Annotated in this window: 12 protein-coding genes; 2 read left to right on the forward strand and 10 right to left on the reverse strand. The window is 37.0% G+C overall.

Annotated elements, in window-relative coordinates:
* Positions 1 to 167: 167 nt before the first annotated feature.
* The 6 genes from JOD96_RS05200 to JOD96_RS05225 all read right to left on the reverse strand — a co-directional run bounded on the left by JOD96_RS05200 (position 168) and on the right by JOD96_RS05225 (position 9,156).
* Positions 168 to 1,460: an epoxide hydrolase family protein gene (locus JOD96_RS05200; protein WP_209563210.1), complete on the reverse strand. Its 1,293-nt coding sequence runs from the start codon at positions 1,458 to 1,460 to the stop codon at positions 168 to 170.
* A gap of 334 nt (positions 1,461 to 1,794) precedes the next feature.
* Positions 1,795 to 2,532 carry an SDR family oxidoreductase gene (locus JOD96_RS05205; RefSeq protein ID WP_209563317.1) on the reverse strand — a complete coding sequence of 246 codons (738 nt, stop codon included), beginning with the start codon at positions 2,530 to 2,532 and terminating at the stop codon, positions 1,795 to 1,797.
* 215 nt (positions 2,533 to 2,747) lie between these two features.
* Complete coding sequence (locus JOD96_RS05210) at positions 2,748 to 5,627, reverse strand: type I restriction endonuclease subunit R (RefSeq protein WP_209563211.1); 2,880 nt, start codon at positions 5,625 to 5,627, stop codon at positions 2,748 to 2,750.
* Positions 5,628 to 5,631: 4 nt separating this feature from the next.
* On the reverse strand, positions 5,632 to 6,183 hold the full coding sequence (locus tag JOD96_RS05215; RefSeq protein ID WP_209563212.1) for a transposase: 552 nt from the start codon (positions 6,181 to 6,183) through the stop codon (positions 5,632 to 5,634).
* 226 nt (positions 6,184 to 6,409) lie between these two features.
* Positions 6,410 to 7,594, reverse strand: coding sequence for a restriction endonuclease subunit S (locus JOD96_RS05220; RefSeq protein ID WP_209563213.1), 1,185 nt, complete (start codon positions 7,592 to 7,594; stop codon positions 6,410 to 6,412).
* Positions 7,594 to 9,156, reverse strand: a complete 1,563-nt coding sequence (locus JOD96_RS05225; RefSeq protein ID WP_209563214.1) for a type I restriction-modification system subunit M — start codon at positions 9,154 to 9,156, stop codon at positions 7,594 to 7,596. Before JOD96_RS05225 ends, JOD96_RS05220 begins: the two co-directional genes overlap by 1 nt.
* Positions 9,157 to 9,433: 277 nt before the next feature.
* On the opposite strand from JOD96_RS05225, the gene JOD96_RS05230 reads away from it, so the two are divergent.
* Together JOD96_RS05230 and JOD96_RS05235 are read left to right on the forward strand one after the other, a co-directional pair.
* A complete protein-coding gene (locus JOD96_RS05230; protein ID WP_209563215.1) occupies positions 9,434 to 9,778 on the forward strand; it encodes a winged helix-turn-helix transcriptional regulator in 345 nt (114 codons plus the stop codon).
* Positions 9,779 to 9,856: 78 nt separating this feature from the next.
* Entirely contained in the window at positions 9,857 to 10,873 is a 1,017-nt protein-coding gene (locus JOD96_RS05235; protein ID WP_209563318.1) for an LLM class flavin-dependent oxidoreductase, read from the forward strand.
* Between the two features lie 21 nt (positions 10,874 to 10,894).
* Here the strand turns inward: JOD96_RS05235 and JOD96_RS05240 are convergent, their stop codons facing one another.
* The 4 genes from JOD96_RS05240 to JOD96_RS05255 all read right to left on the reverse strand — a co-directional run bounded on the left by JOD96_RS05240 (position 10,895) and on the right by JOD96_RS05255 (position 17,986).
* A complete protein-coding gene (locus tag JOD96_RS05240; protein WP_209563216.1) occupies positions 10,895 to 12,499 on the reverse strand; it encodes a Na+/H+ antiporter in 1,605 nt (534 codons plus the stop codon).
* A gap of 252 nt (positions 12,500 to 12,751) precedes the next feature.
* Positions 12,752 to 13,264: a hypothetical protein gene (locus JOD96_RS05245; protein WP_209563217.1), complete on the reverse strand. Its 513-nt coding sequence runs from the start codon at positions 13,262 to 13,264 to the stop codon at positions 12,752 to 12,754.
* A gap of 135 nt (positions 13,265 to 13,399) precedes the next feature.
* Positions 13,400 to 14,803: an efflux transporter outer membrane subunit gene (locus JOD96_RS05250; RefSeq protein WP_209563218.1), complete on the reverse strand. Its 1,404-nt coding sequence runs from the start codon at positions 14,801 to 14,803 to the stop codon at positions 13,400 to 13,402.
* A gap of 18 nt (positions 14,804 to 14,821) precedes the next feature.
* Complete coding sequence (locus JOD96_RS05255) at positions 14,822 to 17,986, reverse strand: efflux RND transporter permease subunit (RefSeq protein ID WP_209563219.1); 3,165 nt, start codon at positions 17,984 to 17,986, stop codon at positions 14,822 to 14,824.
* Between the last annotated feature and the right edge of the window lie 8 nt (positions 17,987 to 17,994).

Genomic DNA, 17,994 nt, shown 5'->3' on the forward strand with positions numbered 1-17,994 from the left:
AATTGGACAATGCTGTATTTAACCGCAAAGAGCGCAAAGTTTTTATATGGTGTTTTATAAACGCTAAGTTTGCAAAGCCTTAATCTAAATATTTATGCTCGCTTTAAAAGAAACTTGCGAACCTTGCGTAATGCCTTGCGAGTTTTGCATTTAAATCCATTAACAGTTTATTTTCTTAATCCTTTAAAAGCCGCACGAAGTTCTATGGTAAAAATCTGTGGCTCTTCCCAGGAAGCAAAATGTCCCCCTTTGTTTACTTCATTAAAATAACTCAGGTTTTTATACGCTCTTTCGGCCCAGCTTTTTGGTGCCTGATAAATTTCTCCCGGAAAAACAGTTATCGCCACCGGAACTTTAATTTCAGCCGTTCTTTGTTCTACAGCGTTGAAGTTATTATTGTTGTTTTCCCAGTACAATTGTGCCGATGAATTTGCTGTGTTCGTAAACCAGTACAAGGAGATATCATCCAGCATTTCTGTTTTGGTAAGAGATTTTTCGGCATTTCCTCCGCTATACGTCCATTCATTGAATTTATCAAGGAAAAAAGAAGCCAGTCCGACCGGAGAATCTGTAAGTCCGTAACCCAAAGTCTGCGGGCGGGTTACCATCATTCCCGCATAACCGCCGCCTTTTGTGTATAATTTATTTAGCGAATTAAAAGCTGCATTTTCTTTTACAGATAATCCTTTAGGTGCCGGTTCTCCGTTTTTCAAAGCTTTGGCAACATCTGCCGGAACCGTTGCAGGCATATTTACGTGAATCCCCAACAAACCTTCCGGAGCCTGACGTCCCATAGCATCTGCTACAACAGAACCCCAGTCACCACCTTGAGATACATACTGTTTGTACCCCAGACGTTTCATTAAAACATCCCATGCAGCACCAATTTTTTCAGGTCCCCAACCCGTTCCTTTTGGCTTTTCTGAGAAACCATAACCCGGCATTGACGGGATTACAAGATCAAAAGCATCTTCGGCTTTTCCTCCGTAAGCAGTTGGGTCTGTAAGCGGTCCGATCACTTTTAAGAGTTCAAAGAAAGATCCCGGCCAGCCGTGAGTTATAATTAAAGGCAAAGCGTTTTTATGCTTAGAACGAATGTGAATAAACTGAATATCCAGTCCGTCGATATTGGTTACAAATTGCGGTAAGGAATTTAATTTGGTTTCTGTTTTTGTCCAGTCATAATCGCTGCCCCAATATTTTACAAGACTTTGAATCTGTGCCAGTTTTACTCCCTGCGACTGATCGGTAACCGTTTCCTGTTCGGGCCATCTGGTAGCATTTACACGTTCCTTAAGTTCTGTGATCGCTTCTTTTGAAACACTAATATGGTAAGGGCGAATTGACTCCGGATTCTCTGCATTTTTATTCTGTGCAAATCCTGTTGCTGTCGCCAAAATAAGTGCGCCTGTTGCAATTATATTGGACAAGCTGCGTCTGTTTGTTGTATTTGTTTTCATTTTTTTGATATTAAATTTTGATTATCTGTTAATTTCTTCGTCAAAAGTATTTCGATAACCCACGTTTTAAAATCAGAAAACAGCCCAAACGGACAAACTAAAACCTGAAACGGACAAATGCTAAGCTGCTTGTCTTAACCGCAAGGCACGCAAAATTTTTTTAAACAGAAATGCTGTATAAACGCAAAGACCGCAATGCTATATCCATAACTTTGCGGCCTTTGCATAGCTCTTAGCGCACTTTGCGGTTAAACATCCATAACAATCTCAACGTGAAACATGAACCTGAAACATGAACCTGAAACATGAAACGTGAAACCAAAAAAACAAGACCTTAAGCCAGCACCATTCCGCCATCCATAAGGAAATCAGCTCCGGTGATAAATTTAGAAGCGTCGCTGCTTAAGTACGAAACCATTTTGGCTACGTCTGCTGCAGTTCCCATTTGTTTTAGCGGAATCTTATCTACCACAACATCCATAATTCCTTTTATGGTTGCTTCGTCCAGACCTACTTTTTTCATTACTTCGGTTTCTGTTGGTCCCGGACTAACAGAATTTACCCTGATTTTTCTTGGGGCTAATTCCAATGCTGCCGATTTCATAACCGAATTCAAAGCCGTTTTACTTGAAGAATAAACCGAAGATCCCGGGCCTGGCATACTCGCCGTATTAGAAGAAAGAAATACTACCGAAGCACCGTTTTTTAAAATCGGAATAAATTTGCTCAGCGTAAAAAAAGCACCTTTAAGATTGACATTCATAATACTGTCATACAATTCCTCCGATGTTTGCTCGATTGTGCCCAAACCGGCGATTCCGGCATTGACAAAAAGAATGTCAACAGTCCCGAAATCTGCTTTTACTTTTGAAGCCAGATTTTCAATATCCGCCACACTTGACTGATCGGCCACAATGGCATTTACACCCAATTCAGAAGCTGCAGCTTCAATCGCTTCTTTTCTTCTTCCGGTTATAATCACAGTTGCGCCCTGTTCTTTTAATTGTTTTGCTGTAGCATAACCAATTCCGCTGTTTCCACCTGTTATTACTGCCCACTTTATTTTTAAGATTGTCCATTTTTAAATTGTTTTTAAACTAACAGGACAAAGTTAAATCGCAAAAGGGATTAGTTTTTTGATGGTATCATGGAGTATACCGGGAGTAGATTTTTTTTTGGAGCTGTTTCCTGCTGTACGCTATATCTTTTGTGGTCTCGTTAAAAAAACGAGACCACAAAAGGATGTCGCTTCCATCAGGGCTAGGGAATTGGAGTTTATAAGAAGGTTTACGCCATCATTCCATTTACAAAAACCTCAACAAACTCTTTCATTTTAGAAATGATTCGATCACCAATTACTCTGGCTTGCAGAATACTTGGTCTATTATCTAAACATTGAAAAACTTCATCTTTTATAGGTTCTCGGCCGCTGTAGATGTATGCATCTATTAAAGCTTTGAATTGTGCTTTATCCAAATGTTCTTCTTCGCATAGTTTTCCTAATGCTAAAACTTTTTGATCTTGCCAGAATTTTTCGAATTCATCTTCAATAGAATCACCATCTTTAATATGAGGCATATTCTCATCTATGAATTTCTGAATTAGCTCTCTTTTACTTCTTAATTGAATGTCTCCTCCCAATAAATCTATTATAATTTTTCTTTGAGCAGCCGCTGTAGTAGGTGTTTTAGCTCCTTTTAATTGCGCTAATAATTTCAAAATATAAGCGACATTTATTTGATCTCTATGGATTAATTCTAATTCAAAATCGATATCGTCAAGTATTGAAGTTTTTTGTTTTTGGTTGTCTTGTTTTACTTTTTCGTATAAATCCAGATATTTGCTTTTATAATCTTCAAATTCCTGCTCATCAATTGGTAAATCATTCCAGTTAAAATCAGTGTAGGATTGTAAAACATTCATGGCTCGCATTAATTTTCTGAAAGCTTGTACAAATTGCGCTTCGTCTTCTTCACTTTCTAAATCATCTACGCTTTGATAGGTTGGAGTAATTTCTCTAAGCAGTTTTAGCGCTTCATCAAACTTCTCTGCTATCCTTTCATAATCGGGCATCGTAACAACTTCTATCGCTTCTTTATTCGAAAACAAAGTAATTGCATCGTCTGTTGCCTTTTTGAGATTTCTAAAGGACAAAATATTTCCTTGCGACTTCTGTTCTCCTAAAATGCGATTAGTTCTTGAATAAGCTTGTATTAAACCGTGTTGTTTCAGGTTTTTATCTACATAAAGTGTATTCACTTTTTTGGCATCAAAACCAGTCAACATCATATTAACAACAATTACAATATCCAAGCGATCTTGTTCATGGTTGAAGTTTTCCTTTTCACGATTTTTTAATCGTTTGCTTATATTTTGGAAATATTTTTCAAATGACGAACTATCCTTGTTTGTAAAACTGGTGCCGTACATTGCATTATAATGTCCAATATATTTTTCCAGTTTATCTCTGGTATGCCTGGATTCATAAAGAGTTCTTGGTTCTGCCAAAACATCAAAATCTACTTCATCAGAAGGAAGAAAATCTTGTGCCTCGTCTGAATCTTCATTCGTACCATAAGTAAAAATAGTAGCAATACGCAAATCATGTTCTCCAGATTCTTTCTTTTGCTGAAAAAGATCGTAGTATTTAATTACATTGTCAATACTGCTTACGGCTAAAAGTGCCGAATAATCTCTATTAAAGGTTTTTTGATTGTGATAAGCAATTATATAATCAACAATCTTGTTAATTCTTTTGTGGGAATCTAAAACTTCTTGCTTATCGATATCTTCAACTTCTATATCAATAAAAGTATTGCTCTTATTTTTGTATTTTCCAATATATTCAATTCCAAAACGCAGCACATTCTGATCTCTAATAGCGTCGGTAATTACATATTTATGCAGACAGTTGCCAAACAAATCTTTAGTAGTGCGTTTTCCTAAATCATTTTTAGAAGCATTTTCTGCAAATATGGGTGTTCCTGTAAAACCAATTAACTGGCTTTTCTCAAAGAATTTTGTAATGCGTTCATGGGTTTCTCCAAACTGAGAACGATGACATTCATCAAAAATAAAAACGATTTTTTTATGTCGCAAAGGTTCTATTTTTCCTTTAAAACGTTCTGAAACTGCATTATTTAATTTCTGAATAGTTGTTAAAACCAACTTAGTATTATCAGTTAATTGTCTGATTAGGGATTGCGTATTATCGGTAACATCAACACTGTCTTTTTTGAAAGCGTTGAATTCATTCATAGTTTGATAATCCAGATCTTTTCTGTCAACTACAAAAACAACTTTATAAACGTCTGGCAATTCCATTAAAATCTGGCTCGCTTTAAACGAAGTCAACGTTTTACCTGAACCTGTTGTGTGCCAAATATAAGCATTGTCATTAGAATTCTTAACCTGATGAATAATCGCTTCTGTTGCAAAATACTGATAAGGTCGTAATATCATCATTACCTTATGTGTCTCATTTATTACAATATAATACGCGATCATTTTACCCAAGTGATTTGGGTTCAGAAAAGCATCTGCAAAATCAGGTAACTCTCTAATATTTTTATTATTAGCATCTGCCCAAAAGAAGGTTTGCTTGACCGATTGCAATTTGTTGTTGGCTAAATATTTGGTATTAACACCGTTGCTTATTACAAATAATTGTACATATTGAAACAAACCATGATTGCTCCAAAAAGAATGCATTTGGTAGCGATTGATTTGATTAAAAGCTTCTTTGATTTCGATGCCCGAACGTTTGAGTTCTATTTGTACCAAAGGCAAACCGTTGATTAAAAGCGTTACATCAAAACGATTTTTATAACTTCCTTCTAAAGATATTTGATTAGTAACCTGAAATAAATTTTGGCTACTATCTTCTGTATTAAAAAACCGAACATAAAATGAAGTACCGTCATCCTTGGTCAATTGAAAATAATCACGTAGTGTTTTTGCTTTTTCAAAAACATTTCCTTTTGCTAAATGGTTCAATATAGCATCAAACTCTTTTGCTGAAAAAATAGTTTTATTAAAAACTTCTAATTGATTTTTTAGGTTGGAAACCAAAGCATCTCCATCCTGTATTTTAATGGGCGTATAATCCAAGCCTACCAATTGCTTGATTAAGTTATTTTCTAATACGGCTTCAGATTGATGTCCCATTTTTTTATTTATAAAATTTATCTTCTTCCCATTTGGAAGGATTATTCTCTATATAATTTTGAATATTTTCAAACGATGTAGAATCTTTGATAATATGATCATGAAATCTGGAATGCCAACTAAAATCAGCATGTGTTTTACGCATTTCAAAGCTACATCTACCTTTATACCATCGAATAATGCGCGATATATTTTCATTCAGCATCGGGTTTTTATCTCCTGTCACTCCTCCTTTTTTCTCTTCGTTGTTTGGAGACGCGATGAATCGTGTCTCTACCGTTGCGGATTTGTTTATGATTAATATCCCATGTACATGATTGGGCATAATTACAAAATTACCCAATTCAACATACGAAAATTGATTTGTAATCTCTTTCCATAATTCCTGGGCTAATTTCCCCAATTCATTTAATTGCATTTCGCATTCAAAAATTTCCCCAAAATAATGCTGCATTTTATCTGTGCATATTGTGATAAAATAAGCACCATTTGCACCATAATCCCAATTTTGCAATCGGGCAGATGGAATGCGATATTTATTTTGAAATTTTATCATACTCATTTTCATTTTCATTTTTCAGTACAGACGCGATTTATCGCGTCTTACGCACTGTGAATCAATCCAATTTGGAAAATATTTGAAATCCGTTGTGTTAGACGCGATAAATCGCGTCTCTACGTGCGTCACGTGTATCGATTCCAATTATCCGTACAGACGCGATTTATCGCGTCTCAACATAATCTACATCCATCCTGATTGATAGACGCGATAAATCGCGTCTCTACACAAACATTTGCTGCAGCAACCCTTTTTTGAACGTTTGTGTTTGGGTAATTTGTTGGTTGGTACTTTCTATTTTATCATCGATACTCGATAAAAAATTGGCGACTTTTTGTTGTTCTGAAACACAAGGAAAATTAAATTTTAATTTCTCAATTGTTGATTTTGACAAACTTGGTACTCCTGAAGCTTCGTTATGCAATTTCCAATTTATTTGTTGAAACACACAATATATAAATTTTGGTATCACATTTTTAAAAGTATGCGTATAAAATAAAGTATCTACAGTCCAAAAATCTCCTTTAAAATAAAACGGCTTATCAATAGTTCCTTTTCGACCAATAAAAACAGTTTCTCCACTATGAAGAAATTTATTTACAGATAACATATAACCTCCTGTTCCGAAAACTGGAACATTTCCATTTTGTAAATGTTTGTAATCTTTACCACTTCCAATTTTTAGAACTTCCCCCAACTTCTTCTCCTCCCAATCCGGATAATCCTCCCCATTCTCATCTTTAAATCTCAATTTCCCAGAGAACAATTGTTGCATTACACCTTTTTTGTATTGTTCTAATAGTTCTTTTTTGCGAGTTAGTTGCTGTATTTTTTCATCGACTGCACTTAAAAAAGAAGCTATTTTTTGTTGTTCTGTTAAAGTAGGAAGATTTATCTTATATTTTCTTAGACTTCCTACTAGGACGTTTGGTTGAGCTCCTGAAGCATTAAAGCGATATACTTCATTCATGCCAAAGTCACTTACAAGAAATTGCACAATAAAATATGGTGAAACTCCTTTTTTACAACTTATTTTTGCAATGTTTTGTTGAATATGAAACTTATCATCTTCTTCAATAACCACTGCATTTCCAATACTACCTACACACGGATAAACTATATCTCCTTTAAACAATCGAGAACGCTTTAATTGTAATGAAAGTTCATTTGATATATAGGCAAGTTTTATTAAATCAAGTTTACCTTTACCAATATTATATCCTCGTAATGCTATTATTTCCCCTTTGACATCTTCTTTCCAATATTGAGAATACTCATAACCAGCAAGTCTAGTAATTTCAGTTATTTCATCAAAGATTTTTGAATGAAATTCTCCTTCAAATTCTTTGAATCGCAATTCTGGCACTAAAGTTTTTCTCTTTTCTATATCTAAAGTTGCTGTACTCATTAAAATGGTGTTTCAATTCCTAATTCTGTGCAAAAATTAGCAATAGTACAATCTATTGCTTTACCAAGAATTGCTAATTCTCTTAATTCAGCAGTTATTGCTTTTAGATCTACAGTATCTTCTTCTTCAAAAGTATCTACATATCGAGGAATGTTTAAATTGTAATCTTGAGACGCAATAAATTGCGTCTGTACGAGATGGCTGTATTTTTCTTCTGTAATGCGGTTTTTATAGGTATTTATAATTTTGTCAATATCCTGATTACGCAATATGTTTTGGGTTTTTATTTTTTCGTAATGTTGGCTGGCATCTATAAATAAAATATTTTCGACATCGGTTCTTTTTTTCTTCAAAACCAAAATACAAGTTGGTATACTGGTTCCGTAAAAGATATTGGCAGGTAAACCAATTACAGCGTCTAAGTAATTTTTCTCTTTTATTAAATACTCACGTATGTGTCCTTCGGCACCGCCACGAAACAAAACACCGTGTGGGAGAACAATAGCCATTGTTCCATTATCATCTAGTTGGTGAACCATGTGTTGCACAAAAGCAAAATCGGCTTTACTGCTTGGGGCTAGTTTTCCATAAGCAGAAAAACGTTCGTCATTCATAAACAAAGGGCTTGCACTCCAATTGGCAGAAAAAGGAGGATTAGCAACAATAGCTTCAAAACGCATATCGTAATGTTGCGGACGTTCTAGAGTATCTTCGTTTTTAATATCAAAACGTTTGTAATGCACATCGTGCATAATCATGTTCATACGACATAAATTATACGTCGTAGGATTCATTTCTTGACCATAAAAAGCATTAACCGTTTTTACTTCTTTGGCAACACGTAATAACAAGGATCCAGATCCGCAAGTTGGGTCATAAACACTTTTAAGTTTGTCTTTGCCAACTGTTACCAATTGTGCCAAAATACTGCTGACTTGCTGTGGCGTATAAAATTCACCTGCCTTTTTTCCGGCTCCACTTGCAAATTTTCCAATTAAATATTCGTAGGCATCACCAAGAACATCGCTATCCACGTTTTCTAAATCAAAATCAATTTCATCCAAATGAACAAGCACTTTTACAATCAATTCATTTTTATCTGATTCTGATTTTCCTAATTTATGAGAAGTTAAATCCAAGTCAGAGAATAGGTTTCCAAAATCTTCTTCACTTTCAGTACCCATTGTACTTTGCTCAATATGCGTAAGTACTTTTGCTAAATCACCTAAGATAAAATTATTTTTTCCTCCTGCGTTTCCTCTTCTTGCCAATTCAGAGAATAATTCAGATGGTTCTAAGAAAAAACCAAGTTTATCAATCGCCAATGATTTTAATTCCTGCATTAATAAAGCTTCATTTGGATGTCCTTCAATTTCCTGAAAAGTCAAACCGTCTGGTTTTAATACTTCATTGGCATACAAATCCATTTTTGTACTCAAATATTTGTAGAAAATAAAACCTAATATGTAATCTCTAAAATCATCAGCATCCATTTTTCCACGAAGGGTGTTAGCTATATTCCAGAGTTGTTGTTCTAATTTTTGTTTTTGTTCGGCTGCCATTAAGCAATTATTATTTTGAATTTATTATGAGTGCTAAAGTATTGAATATATATCGAAGTGGAAAGAGGAAAACCATAAAGCAAAGAAAATATAGCTTCTTTAAATATAGAAAAAATGCATTCACTTGAAAACAACACTAAATTAATTGTCCAAAGCACTATCATATTGTTTTTTGAATAATCTAAACTCTCTAAAAAATCCTTTCTCATCACCTTTGTTTGTATTCAACAACTTTTAAATACTTTTGCAATTAAGTCACAATTTAAAATCCCGGCTTATGCAAAGAAACCAAAAAGAAGAAGTCCAAGCCTTACAAGACACCATCTACGTCTTAGGAGGAAAATGGAAACTGCCTATTATTAATTCTATTTGTAATGGCAATCATCGTTTTAAGGAAATTCAGCAGAGTATTCCGGGGATTACTTCACGTATGCTTTCGAAGGAATTGAAGGATATGGAACTCAATAATCTCGTAAAAAGAACCGAAGACCGTGATGCGGAAATCGTTATTCTTTATGAGTCAACCGATTATTGCCGATCGTTTGGGCCTATTATAACCGAAATGATCAACTGGGGGAAATCGCATCGGGAATATATCCGTAAACAGCAGGAAAAGTCATAATTCTTCTTTTAAAAGTTATGCTTTTCATAGCATTTTCCTAACTGCAAAAAAAGGTAAATTTAGTATCTTTACGGTATGATCGAAATAGGAATAGACAGTTTTGCGTCGGCGATGTACGGCGAAAACAACACGCTTAGCAGCGTAGATGCCATGGAGCAGCTGCTTCAGAGAATTGAGTTTGCCGATCAGGTCGGACTCGATGTTTTCGGAATTGGAGAACACCACAAAAAAGAATTTTTAGATTCAGCTACAGCAGTCATTCTGAGTGCGGCCGCAGCGCGTACCAAAAAAATCAGACTTTCGAGTGCCGTAAGTGTTTTAAGCGCAGCAGATCCTGTGCGCGTCTATCAAAGTTTTGCCACTCTGGATTTAATTTCCAAAGGAAGAGCAGAAATTGTAGTAGGCCGCGGATCTTCTATTGAAGCTTATCCCCTTTTCGGATTTGACCTGAATGATTATGACAAACTTTTTAAGGAAAAACTGGAACTTTTACTCCAGATTCGTGATAACGAATTTGTAACCTGGTCAGGAAAATTCCGTGCTCCATTAAATAATCTTCCGGTGTACCCGAGAGCTATACAGGAAAAATTACCCGTTTGGCTTGGCGTTGGCGGAAGCCCGGAATCTTTTGTGAGAGCCGGAACGTTAGGTTTGCCATTAATGGTAGCCGTAATTGGAGGACAAACACACCGTTTTCGTCCACTGATTGATTTATACAGAGAAGCCGGACAGGCAAACGGTTTTAAACCCGAAGAACTAAAAGTCGGTCTGCATTCGCCGGGTTATGTATCTGCAACCAACGAAAGTGCTATTGCCGAATACTATCCGGGTTATGCCGAACTTTGGACAAAATTGGGTCTGGAACGTGGCTGGCCGCCGGTAACAAAAGAGAAATTTGATTATCTGGCAGACGAAAAAGGAGTTTTGGTTCTTGGAAATCCGGAACAAGTAGCAGAGAAAATTTTGCGTCACAGCGATGCACTGGGCGGCATTTCGAGATTTACTTTCCAAATGGACAATGCAGGCCTTACACACAGCCAGTTGATGAACGCCATCGAACTTATAGGAACAAAAGTAAAACCTCTGATTCAGTAAATCAGAGGTTTTGTTTTTTTGTTAGTTATCATAAATTTCCATCCACAAACGGCTTTCTTCAAGATCGAGTTCTTTCTCTATCTTTCGGAAGATTTCTTCGTTTACAGCGCCTGCTTTGTGCATTACTTCGAGTTTGGAGCGCTCGACATTAAGCAGGTCAATTTGCAGTTTGGTAAAATCATTAAAGATTTCGCCCCCGAGCATATTTCCTTTTCCAAAAAAATTGGCGGGTAATTCGGTTTTCTGCAAACGGTTAAATTTGACTTCGTATTTGCTTTTTATATTATGAAGAAGATCATCATTCAATAAAGAAAAATTATCTTCAATATGCGTGATAGTTTCCGAAACAATCACATTACGGACATTGTATTCTTCTGCCAAAATCGAATATGGCTCGATTTTTAATTTACGAATCACCCACGGAAGCGTCAGTCCCTGAATGACCAGAGTCGAAAGGATTACACAAAAAACAAGGAAAATAATCAGGTTTCGCAACGGAAAAGCTTCTGTATCATTATTAATGGTTAAAGGCAAAGCCAAAGCTGCTGCCATTGATACAACACCGCGCATTCCCGACCATCCGAAAATAATCATGTTTCGGTAATCAAATTCTTCTTTTTCACGAATCTTTTTACTTAAAAACCGCGGTATCAATGTTGCCGGAACCACCCATAAAAAACGAACCACGATCACTACGATACTCACAGCTGCGCCCCAAATAAATAAGGACATACCCGAATAATCTCCGATTCCTTCCATAATCTGACGAAGCTGTAAACCAATCAGGATAAAGATCAGACCGTTTAGGATATTGGTAAGAACGCTCCAGATTGTTCCCGTCATCATACGGCTTTCATGGGTAAAAATTGTTCCCGATCTGGCCGAAAGGTATAAACCGGTTGTAACTACTGCCAAAACTCCCGAACATTCATAATGCTCGGCAATCAGGTAAGAGGCAAAAGGTGTCAGCAGGGTTAGTGTTGCTTCGATTACTTCATCACAGACAAATTTCTTGTGTACAAAACTCATTACAAATCCTACTCCCAGTCCAATGGCTATACCGAGTGTAGACATGATAAAGAAATTTAATCCTGCCTGCCAGAGTACAAAATTACCTGCTACTATGGCTGTTAAGGCATACTTATATGCCACAAGACCACTGGCGTCGTTAAGGAGGCTCTCCCCTTCAAGAATTGCGATAAGCCTGGGATGCAGTCCTAAACCTTTTGTAATCGAAGTAGCCGAAACGGCATCGGGAGGAGAAACTATAGCGCCGAGTAAAAAAGCCAACGGCCAGGAAATATCATCAATAAGCATATGTGCCGCAATGGCGACGGCTACGGTAGTAAAAAGTACCAGACCAACAGCAGCAAGCGTGATCGGACGAACGGTTTGTTTAAACTCTGACCAGCTCGTATACCATGCTGCATGATATAAAAGCGGTGGTAAAAAGATAATAAAAACAACATCGGGATTTAAGGCGATTACAGGAAGTCCGGGAACGATACTGATCACAACTCCGCAAAGAACCAGTACAATCGGGATGGGAAAATTATATTTTTTACTTAGGATACTCAGGAAAGCGACCCCGAACAAGAGCATAATAATGACTGTAATATTCTCCATTTCAGTTGTTTTTGGCTGGTTTAAAATTTGGTATTTATAGTCTTTTGACGGGTGCTAATATACTATTTTATGCTAATATCCTTCAAACATAAAATAGTACCTGCTTATAATTTATTGAAAATCCGGAGGTGCAAAAAAGTCTGTTTTTTGAATATTAAAAGATCACCTATTTGCAAATTGATATTTGGAAAGATTATTTCTTAAAACAAAAAAAAACGCCTCAAATTTTTGAGGCGTTTTTAACCAAATTAATTAATGGTGTTTACCATTACCTTTATTGCCATTTCCATTATTACCATTGCCATTATTACCTTCTTTGTTTGAATTTCCATTTGATTTTTTAGGACTATTCTTTTGAGGTGTTTGTTTATCCGGCTTGTTGTATTTTTCCGGCTTATTGCCTCTGTTTTTTTGTGGCTTACCTTTGTATCCTTTTGGATAAGCTGCCCTGTGTTTGGAATGATACGAATATGGTGTGTTGCCTCTGTAATCGTTAAGCACTACTTTGTAACCACCATAAAGATCATAGTTTCTGTATCTTGACGGTAATCTGTTTACACGAACCCAGGCGCCATTATTATCATAAATAAATTGACTCTGGTTTATATCATAATAGATGTCAATATCCGGCAGATAGTAATATCTGCTATTGTCATACCCAACTGGTCCCCAGCTTGGAGGGGTACCTACATTTACGTTTATTGAAACTTGTGCGTGAGATAACATCCCCATTAAAAGCACTAAAGCCAGTCCTAATTTTTTCATCTTTTTTGTTGTTAAGTATTAAACTTGGTTTGTATCAATCTAAAATAATACCAAAACGAGCGTTTTAACTTTATTTTAGACAGAATCTTAAAAACAATCGACCAAAAGTCTATTTTTATCAGTTAAAGTTTACTTTTATTTCCATCCTCCGCCTAAAGCTCTGTACAAATCAACCAAAGCTTGTAATTTTTGCAAATTATCATTAACACCGCTCAATTGTGCTGCCAAAAGATTTTGTTCAGAAGTTAATACATCTGTATAGTTGGTAGCAGAACTATATTCTAACAATTGCTGTGTATAATCTACTGCTTTCTCCAGCGATTCTATTTGTTTGGCTCTCGAATCCTGTTTTGCAACTGCCATTTGATAAGCATACAGGGAATTTGAAACTTCCTGTCCTGCTATTAAAAGGCTTTGCTGAAAATTATTATATGCCTGTAATTGTTGTGACTGCGCTGTTGTCAATCGTGCTTTATTCTGTCCGTGATTAAAAAGCGGCTGCGTTAACCCTCCAATGATCGAATAAAAAATCGAACGGTCAAAAAAGTCTTTTAATTGCAAATTAGAAAATCCTCCGCTTGCTGTAAGTGTCAAACTTGGATAAAAATAAGTTCTGGCCAAATTTGTCGATTCAAAAGCGACTCTGAAATTAAATTCCGCCTGACGGACATCCGGACGGTTATGCAGTAATTGAGACGGCATACCAATGGCAACACTCTCCGGTATTGCCTGATCTTCCAAACGTCCTCTGTCAATTGGCCCCGGCCCTTGTCCCATCAAAATATTCAGTGTGTTTTCTGTCTCGCGAATTCTTTGTTTTAGATCCGGAATCAAAACTTCTGCTGCATAACGATTGGCTTCACTTTGTACCACTGCTGCTCCGGTTACAATTGCGCCTTCTTTTAGAGCTTTTATAATTTCAACATTTTCAATACGGCTTTCTAATGTTTTCTGGGTAATTTCTAGTTGTTTGTCATAAGACATCAGCAAAAAGTAATTATTGGCAATATCAGAAATCAATTGTGTCTGTACGGCTTGTTTTGCCGCATCTGTTGCCAGGTATGAGGCAAAAGCAGATCTTTTGGTACTGCTCAATTTTCCCCAGATATCAGCTTCCCATGATGTGCTTAAACCTAATTTATAAGTAGTAGTCAGGGTATTGATATTAATTCCCGGAGGAAAGTTAAGTCCTGCTTCAGATTGTTTGTTACGTGTTACGCTGGCATCCAGATTTAAGGTTGGATAATACGCTAATTTGCTTTGACGCAAAGTAGCGCGGGCCTGAACGATATTTTCAATTGCATTTTTAAGGTTTAAATTCTGATCGAGTCCTTTCTGAATTAAGGCTGTAAGTTTTGGATCCTTAAAAACGCTTTGCCACGGCATATCGGCAATAGTTGTAGAATCTGCCGAAACTTCATCACGATACAGCTTGTCTGTCGAGACCGTTGCGGGGCGTTCGTATTTTTTAACTGCACACGCACTCAAAAGTGCAGCGGCAATTATCAAAAGAATATATTTATTTGAACTATGAGTCATTTTTTTTTAATTTAATTATTACTCTTTATGAGCTTCTAATAATGGTGTTTCTTCTTCATCATCTTCATCATAACCTTCTTTGGCCGGGCCGCTTACTTTTTCCTGTAAGGTCTGGAAAACGATAAACAATACCGGAATAACAAATACTCCCAGAATAGTACCGATCAACATTCCGCCAACGGCTCCTGTACCAATTGATTTGTTACCAACCGCACCGGCCCCAGTAGCAAACATCAAAGGAACAAGTCCTAAAATAAAGGCAAAAGACGTCATCAAAATTGGTCGTAAACGTGCTACAGCACCTTCAATCGCTGCCTGAACGATTGGCAGTCCTTTACGTCTTCGCTCAAGAGCAAATTCTACAATCAAAATACCGTTTTTCGCCAGCAATCCGATCAGCATGATTAAGGAAATCTGCAGGTAAATATTACTGTTTAGTTTGAATATAATAGAGAACAAATAAGCTCCTGCCAATCCAAACGGAATCGAGAATAATACGGCAAATGGCAAAATATAACTTTCGTATTGTGCACTCAAAAGGAAGTAAACAAAAACCAGACATAAGATAAAAATGAAAATTGTTTCACTTCCCGAAGCCAGTTCCTCACGCGTTAACCCTGAGAATTCATAACCATAACCAGCAGGAAGATGCTCTGCCGCAACTTCCTGAATGGCTTTTATGGCGTCTCCTGAACTATAACCCGGATTTGGAGCTCCGGTAATAGAAATAGAAGAGAAAAGATTAAATCTTGAAATAGATTCCGGGCCAAAAACCCTGGTCATTTTTACAAACTCTGTAATCGGGGCCATTGTTCCCGAACTGTTTCTGACAAAGATTTTATTAAGCCCTTCCGGATTTGCACGAAATTCTGGTGCAGCCTGAATCATGACACGGTATTGTTTTCCAAACTTATTAAAATTTGATGCATATAAACCTCCATAATACCCTTGCATAGTAGACAAAATTGAGTTGATTGTCACCCCTGCATCTTTGGCTTTTGCCAGATTTACATCCATCATGTATTGAGGAAAACCAGGATTAAAAGGTGTTGTTGCATATTGTATTTCTGGACGTTTAGCCAACTGTTCCAAAAATGCTGTATTGATTTTAAAGAATTCTGCGGTTGTATGCCCTCCTTTATCCTGTAACTGAAACTCGAATCCGCCACTCTGTCCAAATCCCTGAATGGTTGGAGGCGATATGAAGAAAATATTGGCTTCACGAATTCCGCTGGTTTTCGCAAAAAGCTGACCGATTACATCATTAACACTCAAATCACGTTTATCCCATGTTTCGAGTTTTACAATAACCATACTGTACGCACTACCCGCTCCTGCTGTAAAGTTTTGCCCCACAATACGAAGCGTATTTTTAACACCCGGAATCGTTTTGGCAATACTGTCAACCTGTTTGGCAATTTTATCAGAACGCTCCATAGAAGCAGATGGCGGTAAGCTAATGTTAGCAAAAACAGTTCCCTGATCTTCTGCCGGAACGAAAGCTGACGGCGTGGTTTTCATCATATAAAATAATCCTGCACCGGCAATAAGAATAGCCGCCAGTACAATCCATTTTTTTATGGAAAGAAATTGAACCGAGCGTTTGTATCTGCCCGTTACATTATCAAAAGCGACGTTAAACGCTGTGTAAAACCGCTGAAGGTAACTTTTGTGTTTATGATCGTCTGCATGAGGCTTTAACAATAAGGCACATAATGCCGGGCTCAATGTCAATGCATTTACTGCCGAAAGAATAATCGCTACTGCTAATGTTATACCAAATTGTTTGTAGAAAACTCCTGTAGATCCTGTAATAAATGTTACGGGAATAAATACGGCTGCCATTACAAGTGTAATCGAAATAATCGCACCCGAAATTTCGTCCATCGCATCTATCGTAGCTTTTTTGGCCGATTTGTAGCCATGATCCAGTTTGGCATGAACAGCCTCGACGACGACAATAGCATCATCGACCACAATACCAATGGCCAGAACCATTGCAAACAGCGTTAATAAGTTGATTGTAAATCCGAATAAATTCAGGAAGAAAAAAGTTCCTACAATCGCAACCGGAACTGCAATAGCCGGAATTAATGTAGATCTGAAATCCTGAAGGAAAATAAATACCACAATAAAAACCAGAATAAAAGCTTCGATCAGGGTATGGATTACTTTTTCGATAGAAGCATCCAGATTTTCATTAACATCTACCAGAAGTGTATATTTTACTCCTTTCGGGAAAGTTTTTGCCGCTTCTTCAATCAGTTTTTTAGAATTAATAATTACATCGCGGGCGTTTGATCCCGGAGTCTGGCTTATCGCCATCGCTGCAGATTCTACACCGTTGGTTCTAATGGTTGCCGAATAACTCAGTGATCCTAATTCTACTTTAGCAACATCTTTTAGTCGCAGCATTTGTCCGTTTCCGACAGATTTTATGATGATATCCCCAAATTCTGTGTCGCTTGTCAAACGTCCTTTGTATTTGATTACGTATTGAAAAGCCTGGTTTCCGTTCTCACCAAATTTACCCGGTGCAGCTTCTATATTCTGTTCGGCCAAAGCAGCCGAAATATCACTCGGAATCAGCTTGTATTGCTGCATAACATCCGGCTTAAGCCAGATTCTCATCGAATAATCCTTTGCTCCAAAAACGGTTACATCTCCTACTCCGACTACACGCTGGATCTGAGGTACAAGATTGATCTTGGCATAATTTTGAAGGAAGGTCTGATCGTAGGTTTTGTCATCACTGTATAACGAGAAAATCAGTAAGTTACTACTCTGACTTTTGGTTACCGTTACCCCTGCCTGTGTTACCTCTACGGGCAGTAAACTTGTTGCTCTGGAAACCCTGTTCTGAACGTTTACAGCTGCTAAATCAGGGTTAGTACCTACTTTAAAGAAAATTTTAATAGAAGCATTTCCGTCATTGGTGGCTGTAGAAGTCATGTAGGTCATGTTTTCTACACCGTTAATTTGCTCTTCTAACGGGATTACGATACTTTTTAAAACTACGTCAGCATTGGCTCCTGTATAACTTGCAGAAACGTTTACTGTTGGCGGAGCGATATCGGGATATTGAGAAATAGGCAGCTCAATCAAACCTAAGACTCCTAAAATCACAATAATAACAGATATTACTGTAGAAAGTACAGGTCGTTGTATAAATATTTTAAACATTTTCTTTT

Source organism: Flavobacterium sp. 1355 (genome assembly GCF_017833415.1).
GTDB lineage: Bacteria > Bacteroidota > Bacteroidia > Flavobacteriales > Flavobacteriaceae > Flavobacterium.